This is a genomic window from Brevundimonas sp. UBA4553 (assembly GCF_002387245.1).
GTDB lineage: Bacteria > Pseudomonadota > Alphaproteobacteria > Caulobacterales > Caulobacteraceae > Brevundimonas.
This window is the reverse complement of sequence record NZ_DGLD01000014.1, coordinates 162780-180625: the sequence shown is the minus strand read 5'-3', so window position 1 is coordinate 180625 and position 17846 is coordinate 162780. Positions and strand designations below refer to the sequence as shown.

Annotated in this window: 20 protein-coding genes; 11 read left to right on the top strand and 9 right to left on the bottom strand. The window is 67.0% G+C overall.

Annotated elements, in window-relative coordinates:
* Positions 1–318: 318 nt before the first annotated feature.
* Positions 319–1356, top strand: coding sequence for an alanine racemase (gene alr / locus B4A39_RS10355; RefSeq protein WP_292036287.1), 1038 nt, complete (start codon positions 319–321; stop codon positions 1354–1356).
* A 1-nt stretch (position 1357) separates the two neighbouring features.
* Here the strand turns inward: alr and B4A39_RS10350 are convergent, their stop codons facing one another.
* Entirely contained in the window at positions 1358–1999 is a 642-nt protein-coding gene (locus B4A39_RS10350) for a YIP1 family protein (protein ID WP_292036285.1), read from the bottom strand.
* A gap of 159 nt (positions 2000–2158) precedes the next feature.
* Here B4A39_RS10350 and radA point away from each other — a divergent pair, with 159 nt between their 5' ends.
* From radA to B4A39_RS10320, 6 genes are all read left to right on the top strand, one after another.
* Entirely contained in the window at positions 2159–3532 is a 1374-nt protein-coding gene (gene radA / locus B4A39_RS10345) for a DNA repair protein RadA (RefSeq protein WP_292036282.1), read from the top strand.
* A gap of 34 nt (positions 3533–3566) precedes the next feature.
* On the top strand, positions 3567–4103 hold the full coding sequence (locus B4A39_RS10340) for a CvpA family protein (protein WP_292036279.1): 537 nt from the start codon (positions 3567–3569) through the stop codon (positions 4101–4103).
* 81 nt (positions 4104–4184) lie between these two features.
* Positions 4185–5690: an amidophosphoribosyltransferase gene (purF, locus tag B4A39_RS10335; protein WP_292036277.1), complete on the top strand. Its 1506-nt coding sequence runs from the start codon at positions 4185–4187 to the stop codon at positions 5688–5690.
* Between the two features lie 6 nt (positions 5691–5696).
* Entirely contained in the window at positions 5697–6038 is a 342-nt protein-coding gene (locus B4A39_RS10330) for a VOC family protein (RefSeq protein ID WP_292036274.1), read from the top strand.
* A 43-nt stretch (positions 6039–6081) separates the two neighbouring features.
* Positions 6082–6843 carry an SDR family NAD(P)-dependent oxidoreductase gene (locus B4A39_RS10325; RefSeq protein ID WP_292036271.1) on the top strand — a complete coding sequence of 254 codons (762 nt, stop codon included), beginning with the start codon at positions 6082–6084 and terminating at the stop codon, positions 6841–6843.
* A 100-nt stretch (positions 6844–6943) separates the two neighbouring features.
* Entirely contained in the window at positions 6944–8212 is a 1269-nt protein-coding gene (locus B4A39_RS10320; RefSeq protein WP_292036268.1) for an O-antigen ligase family protein, read from the top strand.
* A gap of 84 nt (positions 8213–8296) precedes the next feature.
* Here B4A39_RS10320 and der read toward each other — a convergent pair whose 3' ends face one another.
* The 6 genes from der to B4A39_RS10290 all read right to left on the bottom strand — a co-directional run bounded on the left by der (position 8297) and on the right by B4A39_RS10290 (position 13699).
* Positions 8297–9922 carry a ribosome biogenesis GTPase Der gene (gene der, locus B4A39_RS10315; protein WP_292036266.1) on the bottom strand — a complete coding sequence of 542 codons (1626 nt, stop codon included), beginning with the start codon at positions 9920–9922 and terminating at the stop codon, positions 8297–8299.
* A gap of 31 nt (positions 9923–9953) precedes the next feature.
* Entirely contained in the window at positions 9954–11375 is a 1422-nt protein-coding gene (locus tag B4A39_RS10310) for a PQQ-like beta-propeller repeat protein (protein ID WP_292036264.1), read from the bottom strand.
* Positions 11376–11398: 23 nt separating this feature from the next.
* A complete protein-coding gene (locus tag B4A39_RS10305; RefSeq protein ID WP_292036261.1) occupies positions 11399–12172 on the bottom strand; it encodes a tetratricopeptide repeat protein in 774 nt (257 codons plus the stop codon).
* A 145-nt stretch (positions 12173–12317) separates the two neighbouring features.
* Positions 12318–12743, bottom strand: a complete 426-nt coding sequence (locus tag B4A39_RS10300) for a hypothetical protein (protein ID WP_292036258.1) — start codon at positions 12741–12743, stop codon at positions 12318–12320.
* On the bottom strand, positions 12733–13290 hold the full coding sequence (locus B4A39_RS10295; RefSeq protein ID WP_292036255.1) for an RNA polymerase sigma factor: 558 nt from the start codon (positions 13288–13290) through the stop codon (positions 12733–12735). Before B4A39_RS10295 ends, B4A39_RS10300 begins: the two co-directional genes overlap by 11 nt.
* Positions 13291–13315: 25 nt before the next feature.
* Positions 13316–13699, bottom strand: coding sequence for a DUF6249 domain-containing protein (locus B4A39_RS10290; RefSeq protein ID WP_292036253.1), 384 nt, complete (start codon positions 13697–13699; stop codon positions 13316–13318).
* 235 nt (positions 13700–13934) lie between these two features.
* Between B4A39_RS10290 and B4A39_RS10285 the strand changes: the two genes are divergently transcribed.
* Both B4A39_RS10285 and B4A39_RS10280 read left to right on the top strand, forming a co-directional pair.
* Complete coding sequence (locus B4A39_RS10285) at positions 13935–14429, top strand: hypothetical protein (RefSeq protein ID WP_292036250.1); 495 nt, start codon at positions 13935–13937, stop codon at positions 14427–14429.
* Positions 14430–14439: 10 nt separating this feature from the next.
* A complete protein-coding gene (locus tag B4A39_RS10280; protein WP_292036247.1) occupies positions 14440–14679 on the top strand; it encodes a DUF2188 domain-containing protein in 240 nt (79 codons plus the stop codon).
* Here B4A39_RS10280 and B4A39_RS10275 read toward each other — a convergent pair.
* Positions 14676–15029, bottom strand: coding sequence for an ArsC family reductase (locus B4A39_RS10275; protein WP_292036244.1), 354 nt, complete (start codon positions 15027–15029; stop codon positions 14676–14678). The two genes, B4A39_RS10280 and B4A39_RS10275, sit on opposite strands and share 4 nt — an antisense overlap.
* A gap of 202 nt (positions 15030–15231) precedes the next feature.
* Between B4A39_RS10275 and B4A39_RS10270 the strand changes: the two genes are divergently transcribed.
* Both B4A39_RS10270 and B4A39_RS10265 read left to right on the top strand, forming a co-directional pair.
* Positions 15232–15819, top strand: coding sequence for a DUF2971 domain-containing protein (locus tag B4A39_RS10270; RefSeq protein ID WP_292036241.1), 588 nt, complete (start codon positions 15232–15234; stop codon positions 15817–15819).
* Positions 15820–15828: 9 nt separating this feature from the next.
* Complete coding sequence (locus tag B4A39_RS10265; RefSeq protein ID WP_312217472.1) at positions 15829–16476, top strand: glutathione S-transferase family protein; 648 nt, start codon at positions 15829–15831, stop codon at positions 16474–16476.
* On the opposite strand, the gene B4A39_RS10260 is transcribed toward B4A39_RS10265, so the two are convergent.
* Positions 16473–17792, bottom strand: a complete 1320-nt coding sequence (locus B4A39_RS10260) for an Hsp70 family protein (protein WP_292036234.1) — start codon at positions 17790–17792, stop codon at positions 16473–16475. The genes B4A39_RS10265 and B4A39_RS10260 overlap by 4 nt on opposite strands.
* Positions 17793–17846 lie beyond the last annotated feature (54 nt).

Here is a 17846-nt window from a genome sequence, read left to right as displayed (position 1 = left end):
GCAATTGGTGCAATGAAAATGGGCGGCATTTCAGGCTGAGGCCTGAGCTTATGTTATACAGCGCGCGCTGACGGGACGGAGGCGGCGCCGGGCGGATAGCGATGTCAAAGACCGGGAGCGCCAATCTAGGCCATGGACGAACTGCGGCGCGCAGATCGACGCGGATCGGGCGCAATCCCGAGCCGTTCAAGCGATTGAAACGGGCTGATAGGCGAGCTGGCGTCTGACAGCGCGCATTCCGGAACGAGGATGGCCGTCCGGATCGTGATCTGATCCAAATCCGCTGGCGCCGCACGAAACTTGCGGCATAAGGGGTTCATGTCCCTGCCCGCCTCCCTTTCCGTCGACCTGAGCGCTCTGGCGCGCAATTTCCACACGCTTCAGGGGCTGATCGGCGTGCCGGTCAATCCGGTCGTCAAGGCCGACGGTTACGGCCTGGGCGCCGCCGCCGTGGCCAGACGATTGATGGCCGAGGGCGCGCGGACCTTCTTCGTGGCGCGGGCGGCCGAAGGCGTTCTGCTGCGCGAGGCACTCGGGACCGAACCCGTGATCTATGTGCTGGACGGGTGTCACGGATCGTCCGCGGGAGTGATCAAGGCGGCCAACCTGCGGCCGGTGCTGAACCAGCCCGGCCAGATCGACGCCTGGACGGCGGCGGGCGGCGGCGCCTGCGGTCTGCAACTGGACACCGGCATGAACCGGCTGGGCTTTCGGGTCGAGGACGCGCCAGAGTCGTTCGAGGGTCTGGAACTGGTGATGACCCATCTGGCCTGCGCCGACGAGCCCGTCCACCCGCTGAACCGCGCCCAGCGCGACGCCTATGCGGCGGCGGTCACCCGCTATCCCGGCGCGACGCGATCCTTCGCCAACTCGGGCGGCTGCTTCCTGGGGCCGGATTTCGCCTTTGACGTGGCGCGTCCGGGCATCTGCCTGTTCGGCGGCGGCCCCGAGGGTCGGCCGGACAGCCGGATCGCCCCTGTGGCCACGCTGAACGCCCAGATCATGCAGGTGCGCGACGTGCCGGCGGGTGAAACCGTTGGCTATTCTCAGGGCTATCGCGCCGAAACGCCGATGCGGGTGGCGACCTGCGGGACCGGCTATGCCGACGGCGTGATGCGCAGCAACAGTCCGCACGGGCAGGTCTGGGTGGCCGGGGAGCTTCGCCCTATCATCGGCCGGGTGTCGATGGACGTGCTGGCGGTGGACGTCACCGGCCTGGACGTGGCGGCCGGGGACACCGTCGAGATCTTTGGCGCCAATCGTCTGGTGGACGACGCGGCGACGGCGGCGGGAACCATCAGCTATGAAATGCTGACCTCGATCACGCCGCGCGTGCCGCGTCTCTACGTCGGCTGATTTAGCTGAGCGCCAGCGCGCTGAGGCCGATGGTCCCGACCACAAAGCTGGCGACGACGCCGGCGGCGATGGCGCTGACCACCATCCACAGCACGATGGCGGCGACGACGACGACGATGGTGTAGCCCAGCGCCTTGTCCGGCGAGGTCTTCATCAGGACCGGCAGGCCGAGATAGAGCAGGTAGAAGCCATAGAGGCCCAGCAGCCCGCCCAGCCAGGCTAGGGCCGGGAAGAGGTTGAAGATGGAGGCGACCCAGGCGGCGGTCATCGAATAGACGGCGACCTTCATCGCCTGCACCTTGTCCTTCGTGCCGTTGAAGCTGGGGGCCAGGGCGTCGATGATCAGGCCCAGCACGAAGACCGACAGCAGGGACAGGCCCCAGGTGATGATGGCGCCCAGCAGGCCGCCGACCATCGGCGTGCGCATCACCGAACCGAAAATCGAGATCGGGAAGAGCTGCCCCCCGATCAGCCCGGCCACCGGGCCGATGGCCGCCAGCAGCATGGCGTAGCGGGCGAACAGGCTGCGCGTCGTGGCGTATTCGGCCTCGATGACCGGCCATTCCAACTTGGGCCGCATCAGGATGTTCTGCACGCGGGCGACGAGGCCCGGATCAATGGCGGGCGGGTTGGGAGCGGTCATGAAGGCCTCGGCGGGGTTGAGTCGTAACGACGCTATAGCTTGGCAGGATGACGGGGATATGAGGTTGGATGCAAGCCGCGCGCCTCGCCTGCGTCAGACCCGGACGCAGGACGACGTATGGCCCCTCGCCCGCGCCGCGATTCCTGCTAGGTCATGAGCATGGCGCGCGACACCCTTCTCTATGTCTGTCAGTCCTGCGGGGCGGTTCATTCCAAGTGGTCGGGGCAGTGCTCCGCCTGCGGCGAGTGGAACAGCCTGTCCGAGGAGTCGAAGTCGGCCCCGCCCGGCGCGATGAAGCCCGCCTCGACCGCGCGCGGGCGCGGCCTGACGTTCGAAACCCTGCAGTCCGACACGCCCGAGCCGCCCCGCATCGTCACCGGCGTGACCGAGTTCGACCGCGTCTGCGGCGGCGGCGTGGTGCCGGGCTCGGCCATCCTGCTGGGCGGCGACCCCGGCGTGGGCAAGTCGACCCTGCTGCTGGAGGTCACGGCCAAGGCCGCCCGCAACGGCGCGCGCGTGGCCTATATCTCGGGCGAAGAAGCCATCGAGCAGATCCGCGCCCGCGCCAAGCGCATGGGCGTGGCCGACGCCGCCGTGTCGCTCGCGTCGGCCACGGCGCTTCGCGAAATCCTGACGACGCTGAAGCGCGACAAGTTCGACATCGTCATCATCGACTCCATCCAGACCCTGTGGTCCGACGCCCACGAGGCCGGCCCCGGCTCGGTGACCCAGGTTCGCGCCTGCGCCGCCGAACTGGTGCGGCTGGCCAAGGACGGCGGTCCGGCCATCGTCCTGGTCGGCCACGTCACCAAGGACGGCCAGATCGCCGGACCGCGCGTCGTGGAACACATGGTCGACGCCGTCCTCAGCTTCGAGGGCGAGCGCGGCTACCCCTTCCGCATCCTGCGCGCCGGCAAGAACCGTTTCGGCGCCACCGACGAGATCGGCGTCTTCGAGATGAGCGACGTCGGCCTGCGCGAGGTGACAAACCCCTCCGCCCTCTTCCTCGGCGAAGGCAAGGAGCGGGCGCCCGGCGCAGCCGTCTTTGCAGGCATCGAGGGATCGCGCCCGGTGCTGGTCGAGATACAGGCCCTGGTCGCGCCGTCCGCCTACGGCACGCCGCGCCGCGCGGTCGTGGGCTGGGACAACGGGCGGCTGGCCATGCTGCTGGCCGTTCTGGAGGCGCGCTGCGGTCTCGGCTTCGGGGACAAGGACGTCTATCTGAACATCGCGGGGGGCTTGCGGATCAGCGAGCCCGCCGCCGACCTGGCCGCCGCCGCCGCCCTGATTTCCTCGGCGCTGGACATGCCCCTGCCGCAGGGCTGCGTCGTCTTCGGCGAGATCGGCCTGTCGGGCGAGGTCCGCGCCGTCAATCGCGCCGAGGCGCGGTTGCGGGAGGCGCAGAAGCTCGGCTTCGACCGCGCCCTGGCCCCGGCCCAGGCCAAGGACAAGGTCAAGAAGGGCGACGTGGCCGTCACGACCGCCGGGCTGCTGACCGAGGTGGTCGAGCGAATCTCCCAGAACCGCTATTGAAGCGGACCTCTTCCCTCCAGCGATTGCAGCGCGCGTGACCGGCTACGACGTCTTTGTCATCCTTGTGCTTCTGGCCTCCGGCGCCGCCGGGTGGTTCCGGGGCGGCGTGCGCGAGCTGACGGCCTTGTTCAGCTTCTTCCTGGCCGGACTGCTGGCCCTGATCACCCTGCCCTGGACCGCGCCGTTCGGGCGGTCGCTGGTCGATCCCGACTGGGCCGGGTCGGTGCTGGCCGTGGGCCTGACCTTTCTGATTCTCTATTTCGGCCTGCGCTTCCTGGGGGCCGCCGTTTCCAAGGGCGCGCGCGGCAACGCCCTCGGGGCCTTCGATCAGGTGTTCGGTCTCGCGCTGGGCGCGGTTCGGGCGCTCGCCCTGATCGGCGCTGTGCACCTGACGCTGATGGGCGTCATGGCGGACAATCCCCCGCGCTGGCTGACGGGCGCGGCCCTGTCGCCGCTCAGCGAAGGCTCGGCCAGAGCCATCCAGGCTGTGCTGCCGACGCTCGGAAAGGGCGCCGACGCCCTGACCCCGGTGGTCGGATCTTCCGTCCGCGAAGGGTTTTCCGATCAATGAGCCTTGCCCTCGACGCAATGGCGGACTACGTGCGCGGCGCCGCCGCCTGAGTTATCCTGTCCCGGTCATCGGAGCCTGACGATGCGCCACCATATCGCCGATCCCATCGTTCACCGCGAACACTGGCGTGAGCCGGAGGACGACCAACTGCGGTTGGAGTGCGGCGTCTGCGGCGTTTGGGGGGCTCCCGAGAACGAGGCCTCGTCCATCGTGGCGCTGGGCCTGCACGCCCTGCAGCATCGCGGCCAGGAAGCCTGCGGCATCGCCAGCGTCCATGACGAGCGTTTCTACACCGAGCGTCACATGGGTCTGGTGGGAGAGGCCTTCGGCAACGCGGAATTGACCACCCGCCTGCCCGGCGGCGCCGCGGTCGGCCACACGCGCTATTCCACCGCCGGCGGCAGCTTCCTGCGCAACATCCAGCCGATGTTCGCCGACCTGGATCAGGGCGGCATCGCCATCGCCCACAACGGCAACCTGACGAATTTCAAATACCTGCACGCGCAGCTCGTGTCGGAAGGCGCTATCTTCCAGTCCACGTCGGACTCCGAGGCCATCCTTCACCTGATCGCCCGCAGCCGTAAGGCCAAGATCGTCGAACGCTTCATCGACGCCCTGGGCCGGATCGAGGGCGGCTACGCCCTGGTCGCCCAGACCCGCTACAAGATGATCGGTGCCCGCGACCCTCTGGGCATCCGCCCGCTGGTGCTGGGCAAGGTCGGCGAGGCCTGGGTGCTGGCGTCCGAGACCTGCGCGCTGGACACCATCGGCGCCACCTTCATCCGCGATGTCGAGCACGGCGAAGTGGTCGTGATCGACGAGGAAGGCCTGACCTCGATCAAGCCCTTCCCGGTTCGCGCCGCCCGCCCCTGCCTGTTCGAATATGTCTATTTCGCCCGCCCCGACAGCGTGGTGAACGGCCGCTCGGTCTATAACGTCCGCAAGGAAATGGGCCGTCGTCTGGCGCGCGAGTTCCAGGTCGAGGCCGATGTGGTCGTGCCTGTGCCGGACTCGGGCGTGCCGGCGGCTCTGGGTTACGCCCAGGAAAGCGGCATCCCCTACGAGATGGGCATCATCCGCAGCCACTATCTGGGCCGCACCTTCATTCAGCCCAGCCAGGGCGCCCGGCAGAAGGGCGTGCGCATGAAGCACAGCCCCAACCGTGCGGCGCTGGAAGGCAAGCGCGTCGTGCTGATCGACGACTCCATCGTGCGCGGCACCACCTCGCTGAAGCTGGTCCGCGCCGTTCGCGCGGCCGGAGCCAAGGAGGTTCACCTGCGCTCGGCCAGCCCGCAGATCCTCTTCCCCGACTTCTACGGCATCGACATGCCGGAGCGGACGCAGCTGATGGCCGCGACCCATACGATGGACGAGATGCGCGCCATTCTGGAAGTCGATTCGCTGGGCTTCCTGTCCATCGACGGCCTGTACGACGCCATGGGCGTGGGCCCGCGCGATCCGGCGCAGCCGCAGTTCACGGATCACTACTTCACCGGAGACTATCCGACCCGTCTGGTGGACCGTGAAATCGAAGAAGGCGGCCGCGATGCTCGCGGTTCGCAACTTTCCCTGCTGGTGACCGCTTAAGGCTGGATGATCCAGCTCGGCTACTTCACGCTCGACACGCCCGACATCGAAAAGGCCCGCGCCTTTTACGCGAGCCTGTTCGGCTGGACGTTCGACGACGACAGCTCCCACCCGACCTACGCCCACGTCAACGGGTCGGATCCGGCGTTCGGCATCACCAAGGGCGAGCATCGCGCCTTTCCGCACCTCTACTTCCGCGTGGACGACATTCACGCCGTCTGCGCCCGCGTGAAGGAACTGGGCGGACACGCCGCCATGCCGGCCGAAAGCCCGTCAGGCCTATCGGCCGTCGTGGCCGATGATCAGGGCGTCAGCTTCAGCCTGTGGCAGCCTGCGCCGGGTTACTGAACTGAGCCTTTCGCCCGGCGGCGGGGCGCGCTATCAGCGGGCCATGTCCGAACACGCTTCCCTTCCCCTCGCCAACCGTATCGCCCTTGTCGTCGGCGCCTCGCGCGGCATCGGCTACGAAACCGCCCTGGCCCTGGCCAAGGCCGGCGCCCACGTGGTGGCGACCGCCCGCACCCAGGGCGGGCTGGAAGAGCTGGACGACGCCATCTTCGCCGCCACCGGACAACACGCCACCCTGGTCCCGTTCGACCTGGTGGACGGCGGCGCCATCGACCGTCTGGGCGGCGCCCTGTTCGAGCGTTTCGGCAAGCTGGACATCTGGATTCAGGCGGCCGCGACCATGGGGCCGTCGGGCCTGACGCCGGTCGCCCACGCCGAACCGCGCGAGTTCGCCAAGATCGAGAAGATCAACTTCACCGGCGTCTATCGCCTGATCCGCTCGCTGGAGCCCTTGCTGCGCGCCTCGGACGCCGGTCGCGCCGTCTATCTGACCACCAGCGTCGCGGCCAACCCGCGCGCCTTCTGGGGCATGTATGCGGCGACCAAGGCCGGGGCCGAGGCCCTGGTCAAATGCTGGGCGGACGAAATCGAAAGCACGCCGGTCCGCGCCACGATCCTGGATCCCGGCCGGATGCGCACCCAGTTGCGCGCCCAGGCCTTCCCGGGCGAAGATCCCGAGGTCCTGCCTCATCCTTCGGAGATCGGCCCCCTGATGGTCGAACTGACCCGCCCTGACCGCTCGCCGCCCCTGACCGTCAGCTTCAAGGATTGGAAGCACGGCCAGTCGGCGGACGCCCTGGCCTAGGGCTCGGCCCATGTCGATCCAGTCGTCGGGGGGCCGGCTTGCAGGACCGACAGGACGAAGCGTTCGACGCGCGGCCGAGGCCGCATCCCGTCCGAGCCCGGTGGCGCGCGCCACCCCCTATGGCGACATCCTGGCCTTCCTGGCCTCGGTGATGATCGTGCTGATCTACTCCCAGGCCTGGGCCGCGCCCATGACAGGCTACGGCGCCCGATCGGCTGACTTCCTGCGCAACGGCTTCTATCCCGCCTATGGCCTGGCGCTCGGGCTCTTCCTGATCCGACCCGGAACGGCCCTGAGAGCGCTGGCCGGTTCGCCGTTGCTGATCCTGCTGCTGCTGCTGACCACGGCGTCCGTGGCCTGGTCGACCATGCCCGACGTGACGCTGCGCCGTGTCCTGGCCCTCGTCTTCACGACCCTGGGCGGGGTCGCCCTGGCGGCGCGCTGGCGGTGGACCACCCTGACCGAGATCCTTGCCAGCGCCATGGGCGTGCTGATGATCGCCTCGCTGTTCCTGGGCGCTCTGTTGCCGGACCTGGGACGGATGCATGAGCTGTTCCCCGGCGCCTGGCGCGGCCTGTGGCTCGAAAAGAACGCCTTGGGCGAGAACATGGGACTGGCCGCCATCTGCATGGCCGCGGCCGCCGTCATGGTCCCGCAGAGGCGGCGAATGTGGCTTGTGGGGGCCGCCATCGCCGCCGGGCTGGTGATCCTGTCGACATCCAAGACGGGGCTGGTGGTGCTGATCCTGTCCTTCGCCAGCATGGGTTTCGTAGGTCTGGTTCAGGCGGGGCCTAAGCGCGCCATCGTCGGCACCTGGTTGGCCATCGTGGTTGTTTGTGCCGCCCTGCTGATCGTGGCGACGCGCAGCGACCTGATCTTCGACCTGCTGGGCAAGGACGCGACCCTGACCGGGCGCACCGAGATCTGGAGCGGCATCATGCACCAGATGCAGCAACGGCCGTGGACCGGATTCGGCTATGGCGTGGTTTGGGACGACGCCTCGCCCGGCGGAGCCAAGGCCTGGATCGCCCACGAAGCCAAGTTCAGCGCAGCCCATGCCCACAGCGGCTGGCTGGAGGTCTATCTGGCGCTGGGCATTCCAGGCGTCATCCTGCTGGGCGCCTGGATGATCGAGATGTGGGGGCGCGCCCTGTGGTCAGCCTATGCGCGGCCCTCGGGATGGCTGCTGATGCCGATGATGACGGCCTATACCCTGACCATGCTGACCGAGAGCATCACCATGAACTGGCACAACATCCGCTGGGTGCTGTTCGTGGCCCTGGCCCTGAAGGCGGTCATCGGTGATCAGGACGCGCCGGCCCGCGTCGTTCCCGTGAACTCCCGGACGCGAAGAGTCCGTCAGGGCTGAATCGCGCGTCGGTCAGGAAAAAGGGCGAACCGTCGCCGCCGACCGCTCGCCCCCTCAACCTTTTCGGACCGTGACGTCCGAACCCTACTTCTTGGGCGCGTGCTTCTGGCCGGTGCGGACCCGGCCGGAGCGCGACACCTGGCGAGCGCCGCCGCGGGCGCCCTTCTGGATCGCGATGGACTGGCCCGCCTTCTTGCTGGAGCTGGCCTTGAGGCCGCCCAGGGCCTTCACCTTGGGCTTGATGCCCGACTTCTTCTGTTCCAGCGCCTTGCCGGGCAGGTTGGACAGGGCCTCGGCGGCCTTCTCGGCCTTCAGCACCTTGCGCGGCGCGGTCTTGGCGTCGCCCTTGTAGCGTTCGGGTCCGGACTTGGCGCCGCCCTCGGCATAGGGGTTGGGCGCGCTGGACTTGACCGTCAGCCGGATCGGCGTGCCGGGCAGGTCAAAGCTCTCGCGCAGGCTGTTCACCAGATAGCGCTGATAATGCTCGGGCATGTCCGAGGCGCGGCTGGCCATCAGCACGAAGGTGGGCGGACGGGCCTTGGTCTGGGCCATGTATTTCGGCTTCACGCGCTTGCCGTTGACGGCGGGCGGCGGGTGCCTCTGAGTGGCCATGGACAGCCAGGTGTTGAGGTCCTTGGTCTTGACCTTCACCGACCAGGTTTCATAGGCCTTGATGATCGCCGGCATCAGCCGGTCGACACCGCGACCATTGTGGGACGACAGGGCGACGAAGGGCGAACCCTTCAACTGCGGCAGCTTGTTTTCCGCCAGGGATTTCAGCTCGGCCATCTTGGCCTGGGGCTGTTCTTCCAGGTCCCATTTGGAGGCGACGTAAACCAGGGCGCGGCCTTCGCGCTCGACCAGGTCGGCCAGTTGCAGGTCCTGGGTATCGAAGGCGTCGTCCTTGTCCATCACCAGGACGACCACCTCGGCGAAGGTGATGGCGCGGATGGTGTCGGCGACCGACAGCTTCTCCAGCTTCTCCTGAACGCGAGCCTTGCGGCGCATGCCGGCGGTGTCGACGAAGCGGATGGCCTGACCTTCGTATTCCCAGTCCACCGAAATCGAGTCGCGGGTGATGCCCGCCTCGGGGCCGGTCAGCAGGCGGTCCTCGCCCAGCATACGGTTGATCAGGGTGGACTTGCCGGCGTTGGGGCGACCGATGATGGCGATGCGGATCGGCTTGTCCGGCTCGTCGATCTCCTCGACGAAGATGTCAGCCGAGGCAGCCAGCAGGGCCTGATACAGGTCCGCCATGCCCTCGCCGTGCTCGGCCGAGATGGCGACAGGTTCACCGAAGCCCAGAGCGTGAGCCTCGCCGACGCCGCCGCCGCTCTCACGGCTTTCGGACTTGTTGGCCAGCAGGATGATCGGCTTGTGCACCTTGCGCAGACGATCCGCGAAGATCCGGTCCAGCGAGGTCACGCCTTCGCGTGCATCCATCATGAACATGACGACTTCGGCGTCGTCCAGCGCGGCCTCGGTCTGCTCGCGCATCCGGGCTTCCAGGCTGTCGTCGGTAACGTCTTCGTAGCCGGCCGTGTCGATCAGCGTCAGATCCAGATCGCCGATATTGCCGTCGGCGTAGCGACGGTCACGGGTCACGCCCGGGCGGTCATCGACCAGCGCCAGGCGCTTGCCGACGAGTCGGTTGAACAGTGTCGACTTGCCCACGTTGGGCCGGCCGACGATGGCGACTTTTAGAGCCATGTCGGCTTTCTAACTCAATTCAGAAAAAAGATCAGCGGATGCTGACCAGCTCGCCCTTGTCGGTCAGGACATAGAGGGCGCCGTTATAGGCGGCGGGGGCGATGTAGGCCTCCGCGCCCAGCTTGATGCTGGACTGCTGGGCGCCGGTCTTCGGATCGAAGGCCACGGCCTCGCCGTCCGAGTTGACCAGAACCAGACGGTTGGACGCCAGGATCGGCCCCGACCAGGTGGGACGCACGGTGCGCTTGCCGAAGCCCAGAACGCCGCCTTCCTGACGGACGCGACCCTCATTGAGGTCGCGCGTCCAGTAGACCTGACCGTTCTCGCGGTTGACCACGGTCAACTCGCCCGACTTGGACACCACATAGACCACGTCGCCGACGGGCAGAGGCGCATTGACGCCCGCGACCGGCAGGGACCACTTGGCCTGGCCCGAGCGGATGTCCATCGACTGCAGCACGCCCGACTGGCTGATGGCGTAGACGAAGCCACGGCTGACGACCGGACGGCCGGCGATGTCGCGGATCTCGGACAGGGCGCTGGTGCGGCTGGTGCGCGACAGGACTTCCTGCCAGACGGGCTGGCCGTTCGAGGCGCGCAGGGCGACCAGTTCGCCCGAGGAGAAGGGCGCCAGGACCGTGTCGCCGCTGACCGCCGGGCTGGAAGCACGCATGATGCGGGCCGGCTCGGTGATGCCGCGATAGGACCAGTCCTGCTGGCCCGTGTTGACGTTGAAGGCGATCAGCTGGTTGTCGACGTCGATGACGAAGACCCGCTGGCCCGCCACGGTCGGTGCGCCGTGGATCGGCAGATCGACCCGCGAGGTCCAGACCACAGCGCCGGTCGCTGCGTCCAGAGCGGTCATGCTGCGATAGCCGGACGAGACGAAGACCTTGCCGCCGCCGACCGCCACGCCCCCGCCGAAACCGCCGCCGCCTGCACCGCCGCCGAAACCGATGCCGAGGAAGCGCGAACCGCGGTCGGCCTCGTCGACCTTGACGTCGGCCTTCCACAGGACCGCGCCGGTGCCGGCGTCGACGGCGGTCACGCCGGCCTCGCCGTCCAGAACAAAGACCTTGCCGGCGTCAGCCACGACGGGAGCCATGACCTGACGCGTGCGGCTGGAACCGGCGCCGATGTTGCGCTTCCAGGCGACCCGGAACTCGGGCGCGGCGATGACGTGTTCGACGGCGTTTTCGGCGTTGCCGCCCGGTTGGGTCCAGGCCGTGGCGGCCTGCGGACCCGGCAGGAAGAAGTCGCGACCCGACAGGGCGGCCGAAGGCGCCAGCTGCTGCTCGAACTCCAGAATCGAAATGCGCTGGCCCTCGGTGGCCTTGGCGGCGTCTTCCTTCTGGCCGCCCAGGCCGAACGGCAGGGCGTTACGGACCGTGCCGCAGGATGCGACGGTCATGGCCAGACCGCACAGAAGGGCGACTTTCAGCGTTCGGTTCATACGGGGCGTCCTGAAAGCGTCGATTACGGGCGAGCGGCGGCGGGGGCCGCTTCGGCAGGAGCAGCGGGCGCCGACGGCTGAGCCGCTGCGGGCGTCGCCGTCGGCGCCGGTTGGGCCACGGCGGCGCGGACAATGGCGCCCAGGTTGGCGGCCGTGCCGGCGTCCACCGCCTGGACGCCCGCCTGGGCGCGCTGGCGGATGTCGTCGGGAACGTTCTGACCCAGTTGCAGCTGGACGAAGATCTGACGCGCCTCGGCGGTCTTGCCATGTTGCAGCAGAGCCATGGCCTGGGCTTCCTGGGCGAAGGCGTGGAGCGGGCGTTTGTCGTTGGCCAGCGGCTCAAGACGCGACTGGATGTCGGCCAGAGGCGCGGTGTCCATCAGCAGGAAGGCGGCCTTGATGGCGGCGGCGTCGGCGATGATGGGATCGCCGGCGGCCTTGGCTGCGTCATCGAACAGCTTGACGGCGTCCTGGGTGCGGTTGGCGGTCACGGCGATGCCGGCCTGCTGCATCAGGGCCAGCGCCTTGTAGGCGCCGTTGCCCGACTTGGCGGCTTCGGCGAAGGCCGCGTCGGCGCCCGAGGGGTTGTTGGCCTCGAGCGCGGTCATGCCGCGATCATAGGCGGCGGACGCCTTGTCCGCCTGATTCGTCACGTAGCTCTGCCAGCCCCACCAGCCCAGGGCCGCCACCAGGGCGACGACCAGCAGACCGGCGCCGATCGGCAGCCAGGTGCGAGCCATACGCTTGTATCGATCGGAGCGAAGCTCCTCCTCGACCTGTTCGAAGACATCAACCACGAAACGTCGCCCCAAAAACCGCTGCCAAGACTGGTCGCTAAATCGGCGCGACCCTAGAGGGTCGTCGTCGCGCCCGCAACGCAGGCATTCACGCCGCAACCCGAAATTTCAGCAGTAGGTCGCGACTTCGGCAGGAAAACGGCGATCAGATTTCCTGAGACAGTTTCACTACGCCCGCCGCCAGCAGGGCGACCAGCACGCCGGCGGTGGCCCAGAACAGCTGCATTCCGCCCATGCTGCTCATGTCCAGTCCCGACACCCCGACGCGATCCAGCAAGGATTGGGCGGCCTGTGCGGCGTCCACGCCCGCCATGGTCAGGCCCTGCGTCGCGGGCTGCGAGCCCGCCGAGGCCGACACGGACGACGAACCGAAGTTGAAATCGACGCTCATGACCTCACGAACGGCGATGACGCCCCCGACCAGGCCCGCAATCGACAGGGCCGTAGTCCTGAAACGCGACGACTTGTTCAGCTTGGCCGCCACGCCGGCCTCGAACTGCGCCGAATCGGCGAAGGCCGGAGCCCTGGAGAACAGGCGCTCGATGGCAGGGTCGAACTCATCAACCGACATGGGACGCGCTCCCGTGGGCAACCGGTTCCGGCTGGAGCCGGGCCCGAAGTTTATCCAGACCACGCTTGACATGAGATTTCACCGTTCCAAGCGGCAAATTGATGGCGGCCGCGATTTCGGGATGGGACAGGCCCGCCCCGTGACACAGGGAGACGCACAGCCGTTCGGTTTCCGTCAGCCCCTTCATCGCCTCGTCCAGATCCATGCGTCCGGCGCTGTCGACAGGAGGGGCGACCTCGTCGTTCTCGACCTCGGCCACATAACGAGCATCCTTCGAGCGACGCTTGAGATAGAGGCGCGCGGCGATCCGCTTGATCCAGGCGCCGAAGGTGCCTTCGCCGCGAAACTCCGCGCACTTCTCGAACGCCAGCATGAAGGCGTCCTGGGCCACGTCGTCGGCCAGGGCGGGCTGCGCCCCCATCCGACGCAGCAGACCGCGGACCGCCGAGCTGTGACGACGCACCAGTTCTCCGAACTCGCGACGACCGCCCGCCGCCGACAGGGCGGCGAGCTCGACATCGTGCAGATCGCGTAAAGGCTTGGCCATGACGGTTTCCCCTCTCCGTCGGCCCTTAGCCCTTGTTCTTGTTGAAGAAGCTCAGAACGATGAAGGCCAGACCGATCATACCGGGGATCGCGGCGATGCCGCTGATCGGATAAAAGGCGTCCATCTCGGCGAAGCTGACTGCATAGCCAAAGATGGCGATGCCCAGGCTGACCGCCAGGAGAATGACGCCGACCCGGAGGTCGCGCGCGGCCGTCGCGGGCGGTTTGATGTTGTCCTTGCTGAGCGAGTCGATCACTTCCGGCGGAAGCGGCTGCCCCTTTTCGATCGCAGAGCGCAGGGTTGCCTGCATCTCCTTGCGCTCTTTGCTCTTGAGCCAGGCCGGCACGACCACGATCGCAATGATCATGATGAATGGCGCCAGAGGAATGAGAACTTCGAGTCCGTCCATGGGTTTCGCCCCTTCTTGAATGGTTCAGCCGAGCGTGACGCTGCGGCCTTCTGATAACAAGAGGCGGTGATCGCGCCGATCGGATGCAGGATCGCGCATGAACTCTTTGTAAGGCGGCGCGCGTCGTCACCACAGCGTGACTCGACAGCGGGCGCGGGGCGATCAACGGTGACGGTGCGGCGTCGTTCGCGCGTGCAGTGGCTTTGATCCTTTCCTTCAAACCCCAGGTATCGCCATGCTGCCTCAACTCTCTGCGCTGGGCTGGTTTCACACGCTCGGCAGCCTGCCCGCCGTGCCCATCGGTCTGATCCTGCTTTTGATGCACGGGCGAATCGATCCCGCCACACGACTGGGCAAGGCCTATCTGGTCTTCATGTTCATCGGCGCGATCTCGGCGATCTTCGTCATCCGCACGCCGCCGGGAGCCGCAGTGGCGGCGCTCAGCCTGATCTCGCTGACCGTCGGGGCGACGGTCGGCTTCATCAAGCCTCTGGCCCGCTATCGCTGGTCGATCGAGACCATCGCGCTCAGCATTTCCTACTTCACCCTGCTGCTGCCCAGCGTCACCGAGACCCTGACCCGGTTGCCGGCGGGTGATCCTGTCGCCTCGGGCGTCGAGGATCCTCTGGTAGTCGGCTTCCAGCTGACGGTCCTGGTCCTGCTGATCCTGGGGGTGACCCTGCAGCTCTTGTCCCGCCGTCGTCGCCTGTCGACGGCGGCTCTCGCGTAAAGGAGACCGCGTGACCCGTATCGTTTATCGCATCGTCCCGCACGACGGCGGCTGGGCCTACAAGCTGGGCGACAGTTTCTCCGAGACCTTCGCCACCCATGCCGCCGCACGCGCCGCCGCCGTCGCCGTCTCGCGCGAGCAGCAGGTGCCCGACCGCACCTCGTGGATCGAGTTCGAGGACGCTTCGGGCCAGTGGATCACCGAGCGCGCGGACGGCCACGACCGCCCGGAAACCGAGGTTGAGGACTAGGCCCCTAAGGCCTCGGCGTAGCGCTCGGGCTTGAAGCCGACCAGGGTCCGCCCGTCGCCCAGGTCCAGCACCGGCCGCTTGATCATCGACGGCTGGGCCAGCATCAGGGCCACGGCCTTGTCGGCGTTCAGGTCGGCCTTGTCGGCGTCCGGCAGCTTGCGGAAGGTGGTCCCGGCGCGGTTCAGCACCGTCTCCCAGCCATGCTCGGCGATCCAGCGCTCCAGATCGGCCCTGTTCGCGCCCGCGACCTTGTAGTCATGAAAGGCGTAGTCCACGCCCTGCCCGTCCAGCCAGACGCGCGCCTTCTTCATCGTGTCGCAGGCCTTGATGCCGTACAGGGTGATGGTCATGGGGCGCTCCCTCGCGTGCTGAGGGCCGCGATCTGGCATCGGGAGGCGGAGGGGTCAAATTGCGCAGGCCAAGTTGAAGCGGGTTTCCGCTTTCGACCCGTTGCGGCTAAGCGTGACCGCTATCGCTATTTGGTAATCCGCTGTTATCTTTTAGGCCATGCCTTACCTGCGCCGATACACTGACGTTTTGTCCCTATTGGACATGATCAAGAACAATCGGTTGACCCTATTGTCGCCAGCAACATGGTTCGATCAGAACGACACCTACGGGCTGAACGAGTACGGTAGGCGAAAGGGTGAGGGTGAGGCCTTCGCACTGTGCATGACTGAGGGGCCTGAGACCGGCCATCACTGGCAGCTGTTTGCCGGTTCATCACACGGCGTGTGCCTATTCTTTGACCTAGACGAGTTCAAATCCTTTTGTGATGGAGCACGCTGGCCCGTGCTCCACGGCCCCATGAAATACATGAACCTGAAGGAGGTCCGTGAACTTCGACCAATCGAGACCGACGTTCTCCCCTTCCTGAAACGAGATACCTTCAAGGACGAGAAGGAATATCGCGTCATTGCATGGGAAGAGGATCTGTTGGCATCCGATACTTACACTATACCTATGCCCGCAAGCCTCATCCGACGCGTCGTTTTCGGCCCCAAAATGCCCGATACCCTTGCACGGACCTTAAAGGATATCGCCTGCGCCTACGGCGGATGCGACAAAATCGATTGGGCACACTCGCGTGTAGATAACAATGCGAGCTGGAGAAAAGCGATCAACGAGGGCTTGAGATAGGAATTGCCCATGAAGCTCTACGCCCACCCCTTCTCGTCCTACTGCCAGAAGGCGCTGATCGCGCTGTATGAGAACGACACGCCGTTTGAGTTCAAACTCCTGGAGGACGAGGCGTCGATGGCCGAGTTAGCGGCCTTGTGGCCGCTGAAACGGTTTCCGGTGCTGGAGGACGAGGGTCGCACCATCGTCGAGACCACTTCGATCATCGAGCATCTGGCCGTGCATCACCCCGGCCCAGTACGCCTGATTCCTGACGATCCGGCCGCCGCCGTAGAGGTGCGGATGATGGACCGGGTGTTCGACAACTATATCTCGTCGCCGCAGCAGAAGGTCGTCTTTAACGCGATCCGCACCGAGGCGGACCGCGACCCCTATGGCGTGGCCGAGGCGAAGCGGATGCTGGACACGACCTACGCCTGGCTGGACGAACGGCTGACGGGGCGGGAATGGGCGACCGACCACGGCTTCAGCCTGGCCGACTGCGCCGCCGCGCCCGCGCTGTTCTACGCCGACTGGACCCATCCCATTGATGAGCGGTTCAAGACGTTGAAGGCCTATCGCGCCCGGCTGCTGGCTCGACCGTCGATGGCGCGGGCGGTGGACGAGGCCCGGCCCTATCGCGCCTATTTCCCGCTGGGCGCGCCTGACAGGGACTAGGCCGCCTTCTGGCTCCAGAGGTCCAGATCGGCTTCGCGGCCGATCAGGGCCAGGCCCGAGGCGATGGATTCAAACTCGCCGCCGGTCTCGATGCGGTCGGCGCCGAAGCGGCGGATGAAGATGTCGCGCACCGCCGGGACGAAGGAGGTGCCGCCGGTCAGGAAGACGCGGTCGATCTGCGGGCCCTCCAGACCCGACTGGGCCATGGCCTCGTCGACGGCGGCCTCCATGGCCTGAAGCTCAGGCGCGATCCAGACCTCGAAATCCGCGCGTTTGACCGGCTTTTCGATCCGCACCGATCCGGCGATGAAAGAGAAGACCGCCTCTTCATCCCGCGACAGGGCCTCTTTCAGGCCCGAGACGGCGCGGTAGAGGGCGTAGCCGTGGTTGTCGTCCAACACCTCGATCAGGCGTTCGATCTTCTCGGACTCCAGCGCCGTCGAGGCCAGGCCGCGAATGTCGCGCATGTCCTTCGACGCGCGCAGCAGGGCCAGTTGGTCCCAGCGGGCAAAGGCGCTGTAGTAGCGTTGCGGGATCGGCAGGCGGTTGTCGAAGGCCCGATACAGGCTGCCCTTGCCCAGTTCCGGCGACACAAGCTGGTCGATGATCCGGTAGTCAAAGGCGTCGCCCGCCACGCCCACGCCCGACCGGGCCAGCGGCGTGGACTTCAGCGCGCCGTCGGCCCGTTCGAACCGCACGATGGAAAAGTCGCTGGTGCCGCCGCCGAAGTCGGCGACCAGGACATTGGCGTCCTGCTTCAGCTCGCGCGCAAAGAAGAAGGCCGCGCCGACGGGTTCGTAGGCGTAGCGGATGTCGGTGAAGCCCAGACGGGCGAAGGCCGCTTCATACCGTTCCAGCGCCAGGGCCTCATCGGGATTGCCGCCCGCGAAGGTCACGGGCCGACCGACGATGATGCGCGGCGGCAGGGCGTCCATCGTCCCGCCGGCGTGGTGCTTCAGTCGCAGCAGGAAGGCGGACAGCAGGTCCTCGAAGCGATAGCGGCGGTTGTCGATGCGCGTCTCGGTGAAGGCGGCGCTGGCGGCGAAGGTCTTGAACGACTGGATGAAGCGGGTCTCCAGCGGGTCCTCGACGTAGGACTCGATGGCCCAGGGTCCAGCTTCGATGACCCGCTCCGGCGCCCCGCCGTCGTGGGCTTCGTGCAGTTGGAAGCTGAGCGCCGAGCGGAAGGCGAAGAGGTCCTTCTCCTCGGCCTGGAACCGCACCAGGGTCGCCGGGCCGTCGCCGTGGGTCAGCGACACCACCGTATTGGTCGTGCCGAAGTCGATGCCGATGGTGGCGGGCGTCGCGGACGTCATGGGGAGAACCTGCGGGGAGACGGGCCGGGGTTCGTAGCCCCCTGCCCGCTGGCG

Bases quoted from the DNA above. Each gene is read 5' to 3' on its own strand.
- B4A39_RS10325 (WP_292036271.1), top strand. From the start codon at position 6,082: ATGTCCGAACACGCTTCCCTTCCCCTCGCCAACCGTATCGCCCTTGTC.
- der (WP_292036266.1), bottom strand. From the start codon at position 9,922: ATGGCTCTAAAAGTCGCCATCGTCGGCCGGCCCAACGTGGGCAAGTCG.
- B4A39_RS10295 (WP_292036255.1), bottom strand. From the start codon at position 13,290: ATGGCCAAGCCTTTACGCGATCTGCACGATGTCGAGCTCGCCGCCCTG.
- B4A39_RS10270 (WP_292036241.1), top strand. From the start codon at position 15,232: ATGATCAAGAACAATCGGTTGACCCTATTGTCGCCAGCAACATGGTTC.
- B4A39_RS10275 (WP_292036244.1), bottom strand. From the start codon at position 15,029: ATGACCATCACCCTGTACGGCATCAAGGCCTGCGACACGATGAAGAAG.
- B4A39_RS10290 (WP_292036253.1), bottom strand. From the start codon at position 13,699: ATGGACGGACTCGAAGTTCTCATTCCTCTGGCGCCATTCATCATGATC.
- alr (WP_292036287.1), top strand. From the start codon at position 319: ATGTCCCTGCCCGCCTCCCTTTCCGTCGACCTGAGCGCTCTGGCGCGC.
- purF (WP_292036277.1), top strand. From the start codon at position 4,185: ATGCGCCACCATATCGCCGATCCCATCGTTCACCGCGAACACTGGCGT.
- B4A39_RS10285 (WP_292036250.1), top strand. From the start codon at position 13,935: ATGCTGCCTCAACTCTCTGCGCTGGGCTGGTTTCACACGCTCGGCAGC.
- B4A39_RS10260 (WP_292036234.1), bottom strand. From the start codon at position 17,792: ATGACGTCCGCGACGCCCGCCACCATCGGCATCGACTTCGGCACGACC.
- B4A39_RS10265 (WP_312217472.1), top strand. From the start codon at position 15,829: ATGAAGCTCTACGCCCACCCCTTCTCGTCCTACTGCCAGAAGGCGCTG.
- B4A39_RS10330 (WP_292036274.1), top strand. From the start codon at position 5,697: ATGATCCAGCTCGGCTACTTCACGCTCGACACGCCCGACATCGAAAAG.
- B4A39_RS10350 (WP_292036285.1), bottom strand. From the start codon at position 1,999: ATGACCGCTCCCAACCCGCCCGCCATTGATCCGGGCCTCGTCGCCCGC.
- B4A39_RS10300 (WP_292036258.1), bottom strand. From the start codon at position 12,743: ATGTCGGTTGATGAGTTCGACCCTGCCATCGAGCGCCTGTTCTCCAGG.
- B4A39_RS10310 (WP_292036264.1), bottom strand. From the start codon at position 11,375: ATGAACCGAACGCTGAAAGTCGCCCTTCTGTGCGGTCTGGCCATGACC.
- radA (WP_292036282.1), top strand. From the start codon at position 2,159: ATGGCGCGCGACACCCTTCTCTATGTCTGTCAGTCCTGCGGGGCGGTT.